This window comes from Roseiconus nitratireducens (genome assembly GCF_008629675.1).
Lineage (GTDB): Bacteria > Planctomycetota > Planctomycetia > Pirellulales > Pirellulaceae > Stieleria > Stieleria nitratireducens.
Genome location: NZ_VWOX01000030.1, coordinates 1 through 19712 on the forward strand (window position 1 = coordinate 1; position 19712 = coordinate 19712).

A 19712-nucleotide genomic window follows, 5' to 3' on the forward strand; every position below is an offset into this window, starting at 1 on the left:
GCGGCCCCGTCATTCGCCGCGAACTCAACGATCCGGTCGGTGGAATCAGGGTTCGCAGAAGCATTGTCGTAGCGGACGGTCCTCAGAACTTGCTGGTAGTTGGCAACGGTGTCCGAGCCGGAAAGCGTCAACACGCCGCCGGAGTAATTGGCCATGATCGACGTGCCCGTCGTATCTGCCGTCAGCGATTCCGCCGCACCATCGAGAAGGTTGGTGATCGTGACGGTCAAGGAGGCAAGGTTGGAACTATCGGCATCAGCTAACGCCGCATCGGCACTATCGGCAATCACAACAGCGCCGCCACCCTCCACAAAGTTCGCTGTAAAATCAGCGCCGGTGGTGCCGCTGGAATCATCCGCGTCCAAATCGATCACCGGGGCATCGTTGCTCGCCGAGATCGAGACCGTGGCCGTCGCGGTATTGCTATCGATCGCCCCATCATTCACCGTGAAAGCGAGCGTCCGATCGACCAGAGTCGGATTGGCCGATACATTTTGGTAGCGGATCGTTCGCAAGACTTGCTGATAGTTCGCGATCGTATCGGCGCCGCTGAGGGTGAGCGTAGCTCCGACAAATGTCGCATCGATCAGCGTGCCGGAGGTATCGGCTGACAATTGCTCGTTGCCAATGTCGAACGGATTGGTGATCGTCACTTGAAGCGAGACAAGCGACGTGTTGTCGACATCCGTGATGGTTGCGTCACCCGCATCGACCACCAGAACAGCGCCCGCTCCTTCAATGAAGGTCGCGTCGAAATTGACCCCTGAAACCCCACCAGAATCATCCGCATCGAGATCGATGACGGCGGGGTCGTTGACGGCCATCGCATGCAACCCGATGACACCGTCGGTGGGTCCTGTGCCTGCCGCATCTTCCACATGAGTGAGAACATTGACGTCCAGGTCATAGTCACTCGCTGGTGAGAAGGAGACACTGGCCAGGGCCGAGTTCACGTCATCCACGCTTCCCGATACGGACCAAATCCCTGTGACTCCGTCATAGGTACTCGTTGCCGCGCCAAAGGATCCGGTGGAAAGGCTGCCCGCATTCGGATCGACAAGCGTCAATGTCGCCGTGATTGTCTCGCCCGCATCCGCATCGCTGACGACGATGTCACCGAGCAGCACGGTTCCACCATCTTCAACATAATTGATCGACTGATTCAGCCCTGACGCTGTTGGCGGTGTGTTGGTCAACTCAGGCCCGAACTGGCGGATAAACACACCGTCGTCGTCGACCTGCCCCGTTTGATCACCGCGTCCGCTCCAAGCAATGACCACGTTGTCCAAGTCGTGCAACGCTGCCGATGGAGAAACCTGATCATTATCAGTTGTCTCGTTGGCCTGGACCAGACTTCCGTACAGATCATGATTCGCATCGAAGACCTGAAAGAAGACGTCCGAACCGGTGCTCCCGGAGTTCACTTCCTGAAATGCGATGACGTAGTTTCCTGACAGATCCATCGACACGGTCGGTGCCGAAGCGACTTCGCCGCTGCTGATCTTGGTCGATGTCTGTCCCACACCGGTTACCGAAAACACTCGGTGCCAAACACCTTTGAACCCAGAAAATCCGGAGTAGTATGCGACGGCGAAGGTATTGTCGGGTGACACCGTGACGACCACGTCGGAATCTCCAACGATGGTTTGACTCAGATTGTCCTTCCCCGCCAGCGCCGTCGTCGTTCCGTAGTCGTACCGTCGGCCATACAGCTGACCGCTGTCATTCCAAACCACCACATAGCGGCCTGCTTCGTTGAGATCGACCGCCGCCTCCGTCGCATTGGTGGACGTGTCGACTTGAATCAGTGGACTGGTCAGTTCGCCTCCACTGACAACGGCACTGATATCAAACGTGCGCGCAAAGATTCCTTCGTTGATGCCATCACTTTCCCAGGCGATGACAATCTCACCATTCGCGTTGGTCGCCAACGTGATGTTGGATTGGTCTCCAGCCGTCTGCCCCGCATTGACAAGCAGATCGACCGAGTCGATCGCGTCTCCGTTCGCGTCAAAACGCCGGACGTAAATCCCATCCCCGTCACCATCGCTTGACACCCAACCGACGATGAACTCACCGGACGGTGTGGAGGCAACAACCGGCCAGGACTGAGAACCAGACGAATTGGCATTGATTTGAAACTCACCTCCGATCCGATTTCCCTGAGCATCGAATCGCTGAGCAAAGATTCCAGTGTTGTCGCCGTCGGCGCCGCTGTCGTCCACCCAGACAACGACGGTGTTTCCGGAATCGTCGACGGCGAGCGTGTTGTGCCCGCCGTCGGAATACTGCGAACCGGATACGGTGGTGTTGACAAGCGTTTCGCCGGTGGGTGTCAACTGCGGCGTCGCCAGCAAGCCAGTCCAGCCGACGTTGGACGCCGCGTCCAACAGGGACAACGTTTCAACTTGGCCGAACGTCGCCTCCAGATCCCAATCGCCCCCCAGGGACGCATGCCCGGTATCGTCATCCGATGCCGCCACATCAGCACCGGTCAATGCTGACACCGCTTCCAGCAGCATCCGGCCGGATTCCGACTCCGCGAGACGGCATCCATAGAAAGCCAAATCCGCATCGGTACTTAGCGACGATGCCCAGCCGGCCAAGTCACCGGCAAATGCTTCCAAGTTGCGGCTTTCGATCAGACTACTGCCCAGGCGGATCTTTCCGTCGCTTCCGTGGGAAAGAATGTGAACGGCATCGACGTCGCTGTAACCTGACAGGATTTCACCGATTTGCTCGACACCATCACGTGACGAATCGAGCAAATAGATTTCGAGCTCGTCTTGATCCAAAGCCACCTTCAGGTCGCTGATCAGTTGTTCGTGATCGTCGACCGAGGCGTCAACGAAAACCAACTCCAATCGCTGTCGATCCTGACTACTATCCGATTCACTTCCGGCATCAATCGCCTCTCCGTTGGCCGTTGCGGATTCCTGCACCAGCACGTCAGGGTCCGTCACGAGTGCGCTATCTTGCCCCCCCAGATCAACGGATTCAGCCACCTCCGGCGACACCACCGGCGAAGCGCTGAACAGCAACCGACGTTCCAAAGTTGAGACATCCAACGGCCGAGGCTGATTCTGAAGAGATGCGACGGGTTGCTTCGATCGTCGAAAGGGCCACTGCATGCGTACTAGTCGCGGTTGGTCGGAGTGGTGAGAACAAGAAGTCCACTTCAATCTAGGTCAGGAACCATTCCGCGGACCCAATTTCACCCGACAAACGAACCGGTGAAACGGCTCCGGAGAGTGGTGAGCGAAAGTCAGCTTGTGACGGTTGTGCGGGTTGAGGCGTTGATGTGGCGGGCGTACCCGCGCCTGTGTCGTGATGTCCCAGGTCTAACTGCCCCCGTGCCGTCTTTCGGTCGATGAAATCTGATATCAGGGACGCTTCGGATCCCGCGACCGGAAACGGGACATGAATTGGCGATCAGCCGGCACCAACATTCTTTTCGCTGCGGCAGCCCTCGTCGCCGGTCAAGCATGCGCCCAGTCGTATGACAACCCGTCCGACGAATGGCTCACGGGCGAGCTGATCGAAACCGTGGTGGTACCGCCGCCGGATGCAATCCAGGCGATCGATGGTTTCGAAACGATTCCACCGGGCGAGACGGCTGAAGCATCACTTCCCGCACCCGGCTCGATTGCCGGGAGATTGTCAGAAGAACTACGCCAATACGGCGAATCTTCCAATCAGGCATCGTCCGTCCCGATCGGCTACCGCCCGTGGTGGGAACCGGCCGTCCTCGCTCCCTTGGATCTGTCTCCGCGTTCGATTCCGGTGACGACGGATTCATTGGTGCTTGATGCCCTGCAATACAGCAATCGCATCGCAGCCTTGAACGAAAACATCACGATCGCCCAAACCGGGATCGTCCGAGCGGCGGCCGAATTTGACCCAAAGGCATTTACGGAATCCCGCTTCGTGCGCACGAGCGTTCCAACGGGTAGCTCTTTGGATGCCGGGGCCAACGTCAATCGCCTTCGCGAGGAGGACTTCACGGCCTCCGCCGGAATGCGGCGCAAAACCGAAGCGGGTGGGCGATTCGAATTGGGACAGCAGATCGGATTGCGCAACAGCAATTCGGTCTTCTTCACACCAGGCAACCAGGGAAACTCACGCCTGTCACTCAGCTTCAATCAACCGCTGCTGGCAGGCGCCGGGACGGCCGTCAATCGCAGCTTGATTGTTCTAGCGCAACTTGACACGCAAATCGCTCAACAAAAGACCACGACGGGAATCCAGAATCACCTGCTGTCGGTCACCGAAGTGATGTGGGAGCTGTTCTTTCAGCGCGCCGTACTGATGCTTCGACTGCGGCATCTTGAGAAGGCGACCGCGATCGGCGACTGGTTGGAGAATCGTCGTGATCTTGATTCGCTGGAAAGCCAGGTCCTGCGGGCCCGCGCCGCGGTTACTCAACGTCGCTCCGAACTGGTTCGCGCCGTGACCTCGATCAAAAACCTGGAAGACCGACTGCGCGCCATCGTCAATTCGCCCGAATTGCTGCAAGATCGAGATGTCGAACTGGTCCCGGCCGAAGCCCCCGTCACTCAATTGCTGCCGGTGTCCTTCGACGACGCTATCGTCACGGCGTTGCAGCAACGCAGTGAAATCAATGAGGTCGCAGGAGAAATCGAATCGACGCGTGTCCGGCTGAATGTTGCCCGCAACGAAATGCTGCCGGCATTGGATCTGGTGCTGGAATCCTACGTCAGCGGACTCCGCGGGAGCAACAACATCGGGCAATCATGGGTCGATCAGTTCAGCGTCGGGGAACCGAGCTACACGGCGGGACTGATTTTCGAGGTCCCGCTGTGGCGCCGCGCCGCGAAAGCGAATGTTCAAAGGAGGCGAGCGGAGCTTCGGCAACTGACGAACCAGTTGGAAGAAACCATCCAGCAAATTCATTCGGACGTCGCCGCTGCCGCACGTGAGGTCCAGACCTCGTACCGTGAAATGGGTGCCAAGTACGCTTCCATGAACTCGGCGGCCGAGTACGTCCGACTGCTGGAACGTCGGTGGAAAGAACTTCCCGGCGAAGGTTACACCGCGAATTCAATCCTGGAAGACCTGCTGGACGCCCAGGACCGATTGCTAAACGAGCAAACCGAATTCGCACGTTCTCGGGTGGAATACACCCTCAGCACCATCCGGCTCAAACGAGCGACGGGATCGCTGCTTCAAATCCAACCGCTGACGCGTTAAATCGTCGGACAGACGAAGCGGGATTCGGCGGCCGGATCGCGATCCAATTGTCCCGATTCAAACGCTCGACGGCATTCCCACTCGGCTGGACGCTTGGCCGCCGATCCGATTTTTCCGGTTGACCGGCCTATCTGTAACCTACGCTTGCGTCGACGGTGCGGTACCGGCGCGCGGTGCGCCCCGCAGTTCCGACATCTTTGCGTATTTGAGTGCCCCACATGATAGGCAGCCCCGCAGCTACCACGCGATTGGTCAGGTCCTGGCATTTGGCGACTTGCCTGGTGCTGGCCAATCTACAGACGGGAGTAAACGCGACCGAACTGGAAGGCTACACCGAGCCCTTGCGAACCATCGAAGTCGCATCAGACGAATCCGGGACGGTCGCGGAGGTTTTGGTCAAACCCGGCGATGCCGTCGAACCCGGCCAGCCCCTGATCCGGTTGGATAGCCAGGTTCACGAGGCCCAGCTAGCGATCGCAAAACAACAAATGTCTTCGTCGGGATACCTTGATGCGGCGAAGGCCGAATTGGAATTGGCTCGGGAGCGTTGGCATCGGCTTCAGTCACTTCACACGACGGGACACGCGAGACAATCGGAACTCTCTCGCGCCGAAAAGGAATTGAAAGTTGCCGAAGCGAATGTGCGGACCGCAACGGAAGACTTGGAAACTCGGCGGCTGGAGTACGAACGCATCGCAACGCAGCTGAAACGTCGATCCATTCACGCCCCGGTCGCCGGAGTCGTCACCGAACTGCACAAAGAGGCCGGCGAATTCGTGGCTCCCAACCGCCCCGAAGTGTTGACGTTGGTCCAATTGGATTCGCTGTTGGCGAACTTCACCGTCATGCCATTCCAGGCCGCCACGTTGAAAGAAGGGCAAACCATCACGGTCCGGTTTATTGAAACCCGCCAGGCCTCACAGGGAACCGTCAGCTTCGTTTCTCCGGTCACCGATGCCGAAAGCGGATCGGTGCTCGTGCAGATCCGATTGGACAACACCGACCGGCGGTATCGAAGCGGTCAACGGTGTCGAATCCGCCTGGAGGATTAGCCAGAATTGAAAACCGCCGCGGGTTCTTCAATGGCGTCCGCCAACGTGCCCTTTTCGGTCACGTCGGGTCACGCTGCGCAGCGTTCGCCCACATCGCCGACCACCGCGACAGCATCGGGCATACCGGCGAGCACGCAACCCGACGCGGAATCCGAGCTTCTGCGCCAGTTGTTCACGCTGGCAAAAGTTCGATGCGTGATCCGGTTGGATCGTGACGGTGACGGTGCGCGTACCAACGTCGCCTCCTTGTACCGCGACATTGGCGATACGCCGGCAATCCGTGAGGCCGATCCGTTGACGTCCGCCTGCGTGCTGGCGGTGGACACCGGCAGGGAACAAGTGCGGCGACTGCTTTCGCCTCAGCGATTGCTGCTTGCGATCCCTTCCGAATGCTCCCCCGAAGGTCCGACCGCAATCGGCCTGCTGATCGAGCAACCCGACGATGAAACCGCGACCATCGCCGGACTTCGGGATTCCGTGATCGCCTACGCGAGGCGGAAACTTCGTGAAGCGGTTTCCCGTTCCGAAGTCGTCGCCAAACATTCAGCGGCAACGGTGGAACTGCTGCAGGAAATGCTTGAGTCGGACAGTACGCCGCGTGCCTGCCAAAGCTTGGCCGCGAGACTGGCCGATCATTTGGCTTTGCGACGCGTGATCGTGGCCCTGACTGCCACGCCGGGTGCTCGTCCGCGGATCGCGGCCTTCTCAGATACCAGTCAGATTCAAAGCGAAACACCGTTGACTCGCGCCGTCGTCGCAGCGATGGAAGAAACCATCCGCGGGGGCGAATTGGTTTGCCAAACCCCCGGACGCGAGTCCGGCGCCGACCGACAATTCCTCTCTCAATTGGCCGAGATGGAATCGGCCACCATTCTGGCAATGCCGCTCGAATCCAGCGGAGCGTTGATTGCCGTCATGGACCCCGATCAATCGTCTGAGCCGTCGTATCGTTTCCTGGCTTCGGCACAACCCGCTTTGTCCGCGGCCATCGGTTGTATTCACCGGGGATCCGGTGCCCATCGAATGCGTGCGGTGCGCGAAGGCGTCCGATCCAAAGCAACCATCTTCGTGGCGTTGACGGTTGCCTGCCTGATGATCGCCATGGCGACCCCCGTTCCCTACCGGGTCGAATGCCAGGCACAAATCGAACCCCGGGTAAGACGTCTGGTCGCCGCGCCCTTTGACGCAACCCTGGAAGAATGCCACGTGGCACCGGGGGATCTTGTCGCACAGGGGGATCTGCTCGCCAGCCTGGACGGCCGAGAGTTGCGTTGGGAACGAGCATCCGTGCAAGCCGACTTTGACAAAGCCACCAAGAAGCGTGATTCGGCGCAGGCGTCGCGTGACTACGCCGGACAGCGGATTGCTCAACTGGAAATCGAACGGTTGCAGCTGCAACTGGACTTGTTGGACCGGAGAATCGGCCAAATCGAGATTCGCAGCCCGATGGACGGAATCGTGGTTGCCGGCGATCTGCAACGAGTTCAGGGCGCACCCTTGTCGACGGGCGAAAACCTGTTCGAGATTGCGCCGCTGGATGAGATGACGATTGAAACGGAAATCCCCGATGAAAAGTTAGCCTTCCTGCGATCCGGTCAGCTGATCCGGCTTCGCTTGGACGCGTACCCGGATCGGCAATGGCAAACCACGATCGACTCAATCAATCCGCGCAGCGAAATCCGTGACGACCAAAATGTGTTCATCGCTGAATCACTTCTCGCGAACGATCAATCCTCGTTTCGTCCGGGGATGAAGGGACAAGTGAAAGTGGACGTCGGAAAGCGGCGGCTAGGATGGATCTTGTTTCATCGTCCTTGGTCCAGCTTGTCTCGATGGTTCTGGTGGTGACCTGCCATGGAAACCAGCCATGACCACTTGGCGAGCGATCTTTCCACGCTCCGACCAGCGTTCCGCCGGGACCTGCAAATCCACTCCGGCGATGGACTCCACTTCGTGGTGGAAGACCCGGTCAGCGGCAACTACTACCGCCTGGGGCCGATCGAATTCAGATTCTCGCAATTGCTGGATGGTCGACGCTCCATCGCGGAGGCGTATGCCGAGCTTTGTCAGCGAGAAGTTGATCTCGCGTTGACGGAGAATGATGCCGCGGAGCTGTGTCGCTGGCTGATCGCCGTGGAACTGGCGCAAACCGAGTCTTCCCGTTCAGCCGAACGCATCAAGGACGCTTCCGATCGGTCCCAACGCGGGCGGATTAAACAACGCCTGAATCCGATCGCGATTCGTATTCCTCTGCTGCAACCGGACCGCTGGGTCGGGCGAATCGAGCCGTTGGTCGGCTGGCTGTTTGGTTGGCCGGCGACGTGCCTTGGAATCCTGTTGATCCTGTTCGGATTGAGTTCGGTAGTCACGAACTGGACGGACTTGGCTGCCTCGCGCTCGGTTTTGTTCGCCCCCGGAAACCTGATCTGGCTGACGCTGGCGACGGTGGTTCTAAAAGTCATCCACGAATTCTCGCACGCGATCGTCTGCAAACGGTACGGGGGCGATGTGGGTGAGATGGGTGTCTTGTTGATTCTGTTCGCTCCGTTGGCGTACGTCGATGTCACCTCCGTCTGGCGCTTTGCGTCGCGCTGGAAACGGGTGCATGTCGCCGCCGCCGGGATCTACGTGGAATTGCTGATCGCTGCGGTCGCCGCATTGCTTTGGCCGACACTTGATTCTGCGGAACTGCAACGTTTCTGTGTCAACGTGATGCTTTCTTGCGGCGTTTCCTCGATCGTATTCAACGTCAATCCGTTGATGAAATTTGATGGCTACTTCATGCTGACGGATTTGGCCGGTACGCCCAACCTGTACGCGGATTCGCAGCGCGCACTGGCTCGATCGGCAAAACAGGTGCTGCTTGGGACCGGGGGCACAATGCTTGGCGGATCGCTGGGCTATCGCCGATATGCGTTGGTCTACGGCATCGCAGCATTCGTTTGGCGGTGGATTGTCTGCGTCGGTCTGATCATCGTCGCTGTCAGCTTCTATCGCGGGGTGGGTCTGGTGCTGTCGGCAATCACCGTGAGTGTTTGGTTCGCGGGACCGATGGGTCGGATTTTCACCTTGGTTCGCAGCCTTGATTCGGTTCTCCGACGACGACTCTTGAGACGTGCGTCCGCGCTGCTCGCCGGCGCGGGGGTCTTGCTGTTCGCTCTTCCTTGGCCGCAGTTTGGAAGTTATCCAGCGATCGTCGAATACTCTCCCCATACGTCGATCCGTGCTCCCGCCGCGGGATTTATCGAGCAGCTTCACGTCACCGCCGGCAGCCATGTCCAGATCGGACAATTGTTGATCACGCTTCGAAACGACAAGTTGCGGTGTGACGCCTTGGACCTGGAGCTGCAAATTGAACAGAGTCGAGTACGCCGCCGACAACACACTCAAAAGGGTCGGCACGCAGAAGCTCAGGCGGAACTCGCGGCGGAAAATGCGTTGATCGAGCAATTCAATGAGCTGACGCGGCAATTGGATCAGCTTTCCATCCGCGCCCCGCGCTCGGGAGTGATTGTTCGACGCGGTCTGCGCGATCTACAGGGGCAGTACGTCGACCAGGGCGATGAACTGTGCGCCGTGGGGACCGAATCGCGGAAGGAACTTCGCATCGCGATCGAACAAGAGGCGATCGATCGGTTTCGGGCTCGCTCGGGAGCACCCATTCGCTACGCCATCGAAGGCCTCGATCCGCAGGTCGCCAGGATCGAACGCGTGGTTCCCCGCGCCAGTCGCCAAGTCCCCCATCCTGCGCTGAGCGCGTCCAACGGGGGGCCGCTGGCTGTCAAACCCGTGTCCACCGCCAATCACGCCGGCGGAGACAAGTCCGAACTGCTGACGCCCCATTTCCGGGCAATCGTCCCTCTGACGTCCGATCAATCTTTGCGGTTGTCCAGCGGACAACGCGTGTCGGTTTACCGCCACGCTTTCGATCGATCCATTGGCCAACACCTGTGGGATCTCGCCAGGGGAATCTCACTCGGTTTGTGAGCGTTGTTCCGGATGTGACAATCGTCTTTGCAAATCAGAGGAATACGCGTCCACCGCAAGCTGCCAATTGCGCGCACGCGATTAGTGCCAAGATACGGTTGGATGGAAACTTGTATCACAAGTAGTCGTAACAGCCAGGAGAGCACCCGCGGCACCAGAACCGACGATTTCCCTTGCCGAATGTTGAACGACGGATGAGTGGGACAAACCTTGTAAATTCAGACCCGGTCCCCGGGACAGCGCCCGGTCGCCTGCTGGTGACCCTTCGCAAAAGCGAATCGAAGCCGGGCCGCGTCATGATCGTCGACGACGAACCGATCAACATCAAACTGATCCAAAAGTATCTCCGTGAAGCCGGCTACACGGATTTCGTCATCACCAGCGATGCCCGCAAGACCGTCGAGATGGTTCGCGCCGAACAGCCCGACATCATCATCCTTGACGTGCTGATGCCCTACGTCACCGGGCTGGAGATCTTGGAGGTGATTCGTTCGGACGATGAATTGGCTGCCCTACCGGTTCTGATCATCACGGCATCGACCGACGAACAAACCAAGATCGAAGCGTTGGAACTGGGCGCGACCGACTTCCTGAACAAACCGGTCAAACCGACCGAATTGCTTCCGCGAGTTCGCAACGCGTTGGTGCTGAAGGCTCACCACGACCAAATGGCGGCCTATTCCAAACGGCTGGAAATCGAGGTCGCGCAGCGGACGATGGACCTGAAACAGTCCAGGGAAGAGGTCATTCATGTCCTGGCCTGCGCGGCGGAATACCGGGATCATGAGACGGGCAACCATGTCATCCGCGTCGGCAGATTCGCCGGAATCATTGCGCGTCAACTGGGCTTGCCGTCCGACCGGGCCGAACTGATCGAACAAGCAGCAATTTTGCACGACGCCGGAAAAATCGGGATCGCGGATTCAATCCTTTTGAAGCCGGGAAAGTTGACGCCGGAAGAATTCGCCATCATGAAACGGCACTGCGAGTACGGACAGCGGATTCTGAGCGCCCAACCCAACTACGACGGTCAACCATTTCAACAGTTTTCCCAACGGCCCAAAACTCGTTCCCCCATCCTTGCCACCGCCGCGGTGATCGCGATGACCCACCACGAGCGTTGGGACGGAACCGGCTACCCCCGCGGACTCTCTGGCGAAGAGATTCCCATCGAAGGTCGCATCACCGCGGTTGCGGATGTGTTTGACGCGCTGAGCAGTCGCCGCTGCTATAAAAACCCCCAGCCGCTGGACGACTGTTTGGAGACGATGCTTCAATACAGCGGCACGCATTTCGATCCTCGCGTGTTGGAAGCTTTCCTGTCGCGCATCGATGAAGTCGCGCGGATCGTCATGCGCCTCTCCGATGCGTTCTAGCATGCCAGCGTTGTTCGGAAACGGCGCGACCCTGAGAGCTCCATTCCAACTGGCGAACGTCGCGGGACGTCGGCCAAGCCGCATTCTTCACGCGTAAGCGTCGCTGGCTTGGGGTGGCGTCGGCAGGTTGCAGGCTATTGCCAGGCGTTCCCAAACCACAGGCGCCGGCAGGCGGTCGTCAACCGTGGCCGGCTCTCCAGGTGCGTCTAGCAACGGCCGGCGAATTGTCGTAACATCGCGAGCTAACGCTGAATTCTGCCGGCGGCCGGATCCCAGGCGGCTTGAGTCTGGATGCGACGTTTCACACGCACTTGGGTTAGCGATCATGAAAATTGTCATCGTCGGTGGTGTCGCCGGTGGCGCGTCGGCCGCTGCCCGACTGCGGCGGCTCTGCGAGTCCTGCGAAATCATCTTGATCGAACGCGGCGTCGAGCCTTCCTTCGCGAATTGCGGCTTGCCGTACTACGTCGGAGGTGAAATCGAATCCCGCGATCGACTGCTGGTTGCGCCCGTTGAACGCCTGCGGCAACGTTACCGGCTGGATGTCCGAGTACGCAGCGAAGTGCGCTCGATCGACCGGGCCAACAAAACCGTGACGGTCGCCAACCTGGCAACCGACGAGGTCTACGAAGAAACCTACGACAAACTGATCCTTGCCACCGGTGCCGCTCCCTTTCGGCCGCCGATTCCCGGCATCGATCGAGAGGAAGTGTTCGAACTGCGCGGACTGGACGACGCCGACATCCTCCACGCCCAGGCCACTTCGCAGGCCAAGTCGGCCGCGATCATCGGCGGCGGCTTCATCGGGATTGAGGTCGCTGAAAATCTGGTCCGCCGAGGAATCGAGGTCACCGTCATCGAATTGGCCGACCAGATTCTTACCCCCTGGGATCCGGAAATGGTCCGGCCGCTGCAACAGCAGCTGCTCGCCCACGGGATCAAATTGTTGCTGGAAGAGTCTGCGGAGGCGTTCACGGATCGCGGGGAGCGGCCTGGCATGCGCATCCAGCTGCAATCAGGACGCTCGGTCGACGCAGATTTTGCTGTCGTCTGCATCGGAGTTCGCCCGGAAAGCCAGCTGGCGGTGGACGCCGGGCTGGAATGCGGCTCCCGTGGCGGCATCGTCACCAACGCCCACCAACAGACCAGCGATCCCGACATCTATGCCGTCGGCGACGTGGTGGAAGTCACCGATTTTGTGACCGGCAAACCGACCCAGGTGCCGCTGGCCGGTCCGGCCAATCGCCAGGGGCGGATCGCGGCGGACCACCTGCTGGGCCGGGACGCTCGGTACCGCGGAACGCAAGGCACGTCGGTCGTCGGATTCTTCGGACAGACAGCGGCGATGACCGGCCAAAACGAGAAGATGCTGCGACGTCAGCAAACCCGTTTCGAAAAGATCTACATCCATCCGACGGACCATGCCGGTTACTACCCGGGTGCCGAACAGTTCACTTTGAAACTGCTGTTCGATCCCGACAGCGGACACATTTTGGGCGCTCAAGCGGTCGGGACATCGGGGGTCGATAAGCGGATCGACGTCATCGCGATGGCCATTCAGGCAAACTTGTCAGTGTTCGACCTGGAGGAAGCGGAACTGTGTTACGCGCCCCAATACGGACACGCCAAAGACCCCGTCAACATGGCCGGGTTCGTCGCGGCCGGTGTGATTCGTGGTGACCAACCCGTGATTCATGCGGAATCAATCGATCCTTCGACGGCGGTCGAGGATTTCATCTTGGACGTCCGCAGCCGCCAAGAGCACGAAGCAGGGCACCTTGCGGGTGCGACGAACATCCCGATCGAAGAGCTTCGGGACCGACTGAGCGAATTGCCACGCGACCGCCGGATCATCGCGTATTGCCAAGTGGGGCAGCGAGGCTATATGGCGACGCGGCTGTTGCTGCAGGACGGCTTTGAGGCGGTGAACCTGAGCGGCGGCTACCGATCATGGTGTCAAATGCGTTGCCACGATGGGAATTGCTGAACGATCAAGGCAAGCGGTTGGCTCGACCGTCGGCCGAGACTGCATCCGTGGCCACTGCCGCAGTCAAGTGATCTGATCGTACCCGGCAGCTGCCAAGGTCTGATAAACGACCAGAGCTGCCACGTAGGCCAGCATGGTCATGTAGACGAACTGCAAGATCGCCCACTTCCAGCTTCCCGTTTCTCGTTTGGTCACGACCTGGGTGGGCAGGCACTGCATCGCCAAAACGAAAAAGACCAGCAGACTGAAACAGGTTGCGGTCGAAAACACCGGCGAACCGTCAGCGGCGGTTTGATCCCTCAATGTCTCCACCAACCCCCGTGCGTCATCGGCCCCTTCCTCGCCCAATCCGTACACGATTGAGAGGGTGGAAACGAGCACTTCGCGGGCGGCAAACGAGCTGATGATCCCGACATCGATTTTCCAGTCGAATCCCAACGGCGCGAACACAGGCTCGACCAACCGGCCGGCACGACCGGCATAGGAGTACTCCAGCGACGCCTGGGCCCGAGTCAAATCACTCGAATAGTCCTGCGACTCCGGCAGCTTGGGATACGTCGCCAGCGCCCACAGAACCACTGAGATCAAAAGGATTGTGGATCCGGCCTGACGGAGAAAAACAAAAGCCCGATCCAGCATCGTGAACCAAGCGTTTCGCAGACTGGGTAACCGATAGCGGGGCAGCTCCAAGATCATCGGCGAGGCCTCGCCGCGCACCACCGTTTTCTTCAGCACGAACGCCGTCGACAATGCCGCAATCAGACCCAGCAGGTAGGCACCGGCGAACATCAGTGCGGCTTTGGCGGGGCTGTCACCAAATAACAACGCTGCGACCATCACGTACACCGGCAAGCGAGCCGAGCAAGTCAACAGCGGCAGCACCAGGATCGTGACCAAGCGGTCGCGCCACGTTTCAATCGTTCGGGCCGCCATGATCCCGGGGATCGCACACGCGTGGGCCGACAACATCGGCACGAATGCCTTTCCAGGCAATCCGACCCGTCGCATGATCCGTTCCATCACGAACGCACCCCGCGCCATGTAGCCGGAATCTTCCAGCAAGGTGATGAAGAAAAACAGGATGCAGATTTGCGGCAAGAACACCACGACTCCAGCAATCCCTCCGATCACGCCCTCGATCACCAAACTGCGAAAATCCTCCAGCGGCATCAGACCGATCAGCACCGAAACGAGCACAACCAACGTTCCGCTTACCGGTGTCCACCGCGTCTCATTCAACTTGAAAGCCCCGGCAGCGACTGCCAAGGAACTGGCGGCGGCAATCGGGAACCACAGCAGACGATTGAGCGGCTGATGCGGCAGCAGGTCGCCAATCCGGTCGCCCGCCCACCCGAAGCACGTTTCGATCACGGACATCGGAATGTCAGCGAGCGAAAAGATCAGAAAGAAGACGGAAAACATTACCGCCAGCAATGCGACCAAACCGACCCACCGCGACGTCAACCAACGGTCCAGCCATTCCAGCTGCACACCGTGGCTTTCCCCTTGCTGCGTGGATGCCCCCGCAACCCCATCGGCCCAATCAAAGCGAGCCGCATAGGGGCATCCGGTGCATCCGGCGACGCAGGACGCGCGGGCAATCGGCAACACCGGCTTGGTCGGCTTGACCACCTGATAAATCGACTCACGAAGTTCCGCGAGTCCCCGCCCGGTTCGGGCGCTGACCGCAACCACCGGACAACCCAAACGTTCCGACAGCCGATCGGTTTGGACCTGGATGCCACGCGATTCAGCGGCGTCAATCAAATTGACCGCAACCACCGTCGGCAGATTCAATTCCAGGATCTCGCTGGCCAGCACCAACGTGCGAGCCATGTTCGTCGCGTCGACCACCACGACCACGCAATCGGCGATCCCGCCAAGCTGACCGCTGATGCGACGGGCGGCAATCTCCTCTTCCGGGCTGGCCGGATCCAGGCTGTAGAGCCCCGGCAAATCGATCAGACAAATGTCCGAGGTCGCCTGGCAACGCGAGTCATCATCGACCGCCGCCACCGGCAGCACCGCCTCGCGAAGATCCACGGTGATGCCCGGGTAATTGGCCGTCTTGGCTCGCAACCCGGCCAGCGCATTGAACAACGACGTCTTACCGACGTTCGGGTTGCCAACCAGTAAGACGGTCGACGGAGGCGGTGGGGAGGCCGCGGTCCGTTCGGCGAAAGCGGAGGGTTGGTTCAAAGGACCACCGATTACCTCGGGGAGGCCGGCGCAGAGCCAGCAACAGGCTCCACCTGAACAAAGGATGCCAACTGGCGTGACAAGCCGATCCGCGTCCCGCTGACATTCAGAATCATCGGGTCACCGCGTCCAACCAGTTCAACCAGTCGCCCCGGGCAGATCCCCAGACGCCGCAGCCGAATCGAATCGATTCCGACCGCCGTCACCTCTTGGCAACGCACCCAGCCGGGACCAATTTCAGCCAAAGTCAACGAGGAGGTTGCTACCGGTGCCGTGGAAACCGCAGGCATGGAAAGCGTCGCCATCAAGTTCGCCCGTCGCAGCAAGGTGGGAGAGAAAGCAGGAGGGTCCGCACGCGGTGCGTGGCGGAAATGAGAATCAATCTCAATAGGATGCCAACCTGCCTGAGGTTTGTCAATCGTCGAAAACCCCAGAAAACCTGCCTGCCCAGGACTGAGTGCTTCTGGAAACAGTGTCTTGGAAGCGAACCGAAGCCGTCAGAATCCGCCAGGAAATGCGTCTTTTGCCGCAATTCACGTCGATTCGCCGCGTGTCCAGGTCTGGCATCCTCGGTTACCGGATCCGGAAGACCTTCAGTTTTTCCAGATCGCGGACCACCAAATGCTCCCCGGCGATTCCCAAATGCGCCCAGGTGTTCTCGCCAACCTTGACCTCGTCTCGAACACGGAATTCTTCCGAGGTGGCATCGATCGACATCAGCGTGCCAGTCTCAGTGAGCGCCAGCACGGTGGTCGGGTCGGCGATCAGGCTCGCGTACTTTCCGACCGGACGCGAGGTGAACACCTCCCGTCCAGTGGCGACCTCCAGTGCCGTCATCCGCTCGTTCTTCAGGTGCATGAAGATTCTGTCGGCGGCCAACACCGGTGAACTCATGTAGGCCTGCTGCTTCTGTTCCCAGACCAGTGAGACGCGCCACGCGTCAGCGTCCCGGGTAATCTCAAACAGCTGAGACTTCCCGCTGTGCGCCGACGTGAAGACACGATCGCCGATCGGCAGTGGCGTCAGAATGTTCATCCCGCGGTACGCTTCGATCGGTTCCCGCCACAGCACATCCCCGGATTCCAAGTTGACCCCGCAAAGTTCCTCGCGAGTTTGCACCAGCAGTTGACGGACCCCGCACAGCGTCGCGATCACGGGACTGGAGAACGCGCCACGAGAGGAGGTGTCGGCCCCGGCGTTCTCCAGCGTCTTCCAGCGGAGCGATCCATCGGAGAGGGACAGACAGACGGTGGCCCCACCGGTTTGCATGTAAACCCGATCGCCGTCGATCAGCGGAGAACAAGACGCCCCGAACATCGGCAACGGGCTCTCCATCGCCTGGACAAAGTCGACTCGCCACTTTTCCTCACCGGTCTGGGGATCCAGGCACACCATCACGTCCCGCATGCCCACCACCACCAGGGCGTCGTCGCTGCAGGCGGGGGTGGAACGAATCCAGTCGCCGTTGGCGGCGGCGAAAAAAGGAACCGCCATCGACCCGGGCCACTGCGTCGTCCATTGGACCGTGCCATCGGCGATTCGGTACGCGGTCACCCGTTCCAACGAACGGTCCACCGTTTCCGTGGTGTAGACCAGGCCGTCGTGGATGATCGGGCCGCTGTAGCTGGGAGCATGATCCCTTTCCCAGACCAACTCCAGGTCGCTCAGCGTCTTTGGCAACGCTTCACCGTCGGGCGTTCCGTCGCGATGGGGGCCACGCCACTGGTTCCAGCGCGACGGCTCGACGGCGGTCGCGGAAAGCGTCAGGCACAACAGCAGGACAGCGGCGGCGACGGGTTGGCTGAAGCGAGTCATTCGTCTTTCCAAGCGGGGAAGCGATCGGTGCGACTTAGCATAGATCGCCGGGAACCCCAACCGAGCACCCCGGGTGCCGGTCCGCTGTTCGGCAGCTGGCCGAGCGGAAACCCCACATCAGCCACCGTCTGGCGACGGTGGCTACGTCCCCCGACCATTCGGAGACGGTGAACACGTCACCCCGACGGTTTGCAGACGGCGTGGACTTGTTGCGAGATTCCCGCTTCGCAATGGACGCTGGTCCGTCAGGCAGCCACTTCGATGAATGACGCCAACCGATCTGCCCGGCTGGGGCTTTGCAGCTTCGCCACTGCCTTGGCTTCGATCTGACGCACACGTTCGCGTGTGACTTTGAAGATGCGGCCACATTCTTCCAGCGTGTAGCTGTAGCCGTCCACCAAACCGTATCGCAAGCGGATGATTTCGCGTTCGCGGTACGTCAGCGTCTTGAGCAACTCGTCGATCTTTTGCCGCAGCACACCACCGGCGGCCATGCGGACCGGATTCAGGCTGTCGTTGTCCTCAACAAACTCGCCAAAGCTGCTGTCTTCCCCTTCACCGACGGGACGGTCCAGGCTGACCGGGTGCCGTCCGATGTCCATCACGCGTTGGACTTCGTCCAGGGGCACTTCGGTCGCTAGCGAAATCTCTTCGTACGTCGGTTCGCGGCGCAGCTGCTGGGTGAGTTTCTTCTGGGCCTGGCGGAGTTTGCTGAGCACGTCGATCATGTGGACCGGGATCCGGATCGTGCGAGCCTGATCGGCGATCGCACGTGTGATGGCCTGGCGAATCCACCAGGTTGCGTAGGTGCTGAATTTGAATCCGCGTCGATATTCGTATTTGTCCACCGCCCGCATCAGACCCGTGTTGCCTTCCTGGATCAGGTCCAGAAATGACAATCCTCGGTTGCGGTATTTCTTCGCGATCGAAACCACCAGGCGAAGATTTCCGCTGCTGAGTTCTCGTTTGGTGGCTTCGAAGCGTTCGAAGTGGGCGCGAGCGCGCGTGACCCGCTTGTGCAGACTTTCCGGAGTCTCCTGGGTCAGCATCATCAACTCGCGAAGCTCTTGCCGCAGATCGGCCGCTTCGTCACGGCTCACGGCGTCGTTGCCCAACTCGGCAAGGCGCGAACGGATGAAATTCATTCGCTTGGAAAACTCTTCCAATCGGTCCAACATGGGCGTCACCCGCCGGCTGCGAAGGCTGAGTTCTTCAACTAGCTCCAGACATTTTCGTCGCCGGGCGATGAACCGCCGTCGGACCTCGGCTTTCAGACGCGGCGGTGTACTTTTACGAACCAGCAGTTCGAAGTCTTCACGATTCTGTGCAATCAGGGTGTCCAGGGTCCGCAGGTTATGCGGCATGCGTGCCGACACCTGTTCCTTGGTCAGGTGTTCGGTGAGCGAAACTTTGATGGTGCGATCAAAAGGCAGCTCGCCTTCGTGCACGCGATGCAACACCTCAACGGTGTGCCGCAACGCGTAGTCGGACTCCAGCAAGGAACGGCGGAATTGGCGCCGCGTGACTTCGATCTTCTTCGCCAATGAGATTTCTTCTTCGCGGCTGAGCAGCGGAATCTCGGCCATTTGGCTGAGGTACATCCGGATCGGATCGTCGCTGGCCTTGGGCATGTCCACGCTAGCCAGTTCGTCGGCGGTGGCGGCACCGGGCAGATCGTCATCGGGCAGGGGAACTTCAACCGGATCGTCCTCGCACGGTTCGGCGGTGGCGATCTCGCGCAGGCTGCGGACCTTCGGTTGCGGCTTGCGGGGACGACCGGCGGCGGCCGCCGGGTTGTCGACCAATTGAATCCTGAAACGTTCGATGGCTTCGATCAGCCGATTGAGTTTTTGCGGGCTGCCGTCTTCATCAGGCAGATACGCGTTGATTTCGTCGTAGGTCAGACATCCTTGTTCGTGACTACGGGCGACCAATTCGGCCAATTCTCGATCCATCAAAAGCATGATTCAAAACCTCGTGTTTGAGTCCGCCCATCGTGGGCGTGGGGGTTGGGTCTGGTCGTCGCGGCTGGCAATCGCCGCGGCTGTGAAATCCATTTCTCGCCGGCATCCTCCGGTACGGGTC

General features: G+C 59.8%; 11 protein-coding genes. 6 read left to right on the forward strand and 5 right to left on the reverse strand.

Annotation, left to right across the window (positions count from 1 at the left end; all coding sequences use genetic code 11):
- Positions 1–3068: DUF4347 domain-containing protein (locus FYK55_RS27390; protein ID WP_161604790.1), on the reverse strand; the 3068-nt coding region annotated here is incomplete at its 3' end.
- 352 nt (positions 3069–3420) lie between these two features.
- On the opposite strand from FYK55_RS27390, the gene FYK55_RS27395 reads away from it, so the two are divergent.
- The 6 genes from FYK55_RS27395 to FYK55_RS27420 all read left to right on the forward strand — a co-directional run bounded on the left by FYK55_RS27395 (position 3421) and on the right by FYK55_RS27420 (position 13613).
- A complete protein-coding gene (locus FYK55_RS27395) occupies positions 3421–5211 on the forward strand; it encodes a TolC family protein (RefSeq protein ID WP_150079806.1) in 1791 nt (596 codons plus the stop codon).
- 218 nt (positions 5212–5429) lie between these two features.
- A complete protein-coding gene (locus FYK55_RS27400; protein WP_150079807.1) occupies positions 5430–6263 on the forward strand; it encodes an efflux RND transporter periplasmic adaptor subunit in 834 nt (277 codons plus the stop codon).
- A 30-nt stretch (positions 6264–6293) separates the two neighbouring features.
- Positions 6294–8111, forward strand: a complete 1818-nt coding sequence (locus FYK55_RS27405; RefSeq protein WP_150079808.1) for an efflux RND transporter periplasmic adaptor subunit — start codon at positions 6294–6296, stop codon at positions 8109–8111.
- A 6-nt stretch (positions 8112–8117) separates the two neighbouring features.
- Positions 8118–10250: an HlyD family efflux transporter periplasmic adaptor subunit gene (locus FYK55_RS27410; protein WP_150079809.1), complete on the forward strand. Its 2133-nt coding sequence runs from the start codon at positions 8118–8120 to the stop codon at positions 10248–10250.
- A 194-nt stretch (positions 10251–10444) separates the two neighbouring features.
- Positions 10445–11626, forward strand: a complete 1182-nt coding sequence (locus tag FYK55_RS27415; RefSeq protein WP_150079810.1) for an HD-GYP domain-containing protein — start codon at positions 10445–10447, stop codon at positions 11624–11626.
- Positions 11627–11951: 325 nt separating this feature from the next.
- Positions 11952–13613: an FAD-dependent oxidoreductase gene (locus FYK55_RS27420; protein WP_150079811.1), complete on the forward strand. Its 1662-nt coding sequence runs from the start codon at positions 11952–11954 to the stop codon at positions 13611–13613.
- A 63-nt stretch (positions 13614–13676) separates the two neighbouring features.
- Here FYK55_RS27420 and feoB read toward each other — a convergent pair whose 3' ends face one another.
- The 4 genes from feoB to FYK55_RS27440 all read right to left on the reverse strand — a co-directional run bounded on the left by feoB (position 13677) and on the right by FYK55_RS27440 (position 19591).
- Complete coding sequence (gene feoB, locus FYK55_RS27425) at positions 13677–15812, reverse strand: ferrous iron transporter B (RefSeq protein WP_150079812.1); 2136 nt, start codon at positions 15810–15812, stop codon at positions 13677–13679.
- A gap of 11 nt (positions 15813–15823) precedes the next feature.
- Complete coding sequence (locus FYK55_RS27430; RefSeq protein ID WP_150079813.1) at positions 15824–16117, reverse strand: FeoA family protein; 294 nt, start codon at positions 16115–16117, stop codon at positions 15824–15826.
- A 268-nt stretch (positions 16118–16385) separates the two neighbouring features.
- The gene (locus FYK55_RS27435; RefSeq protein ID WP_150079814.1) at positions 16386–17627 is read right to left on the reverse strand and encodes a PQQ-binding-like beta-propeller repeat protein; all 1242 of its coding nucleotides are present in this window, start codon (positions 17625–17627) and stop codon (positions 16386–16388) included.
- Positions 17628–17872: 245 nt separating this feature from the next.
- Entirely contained in the window at positions 17873–19591 is a 1719-nt protein-coding gene (locus tag FYK55_RS27440) for a sigma-70 family RNA polymerase sigma factor (protein ID WP_150079815.1), read from the reverse strand.
- Between the last annotated feature and the right edge of the window lie 121 nt (positions 19592–19712).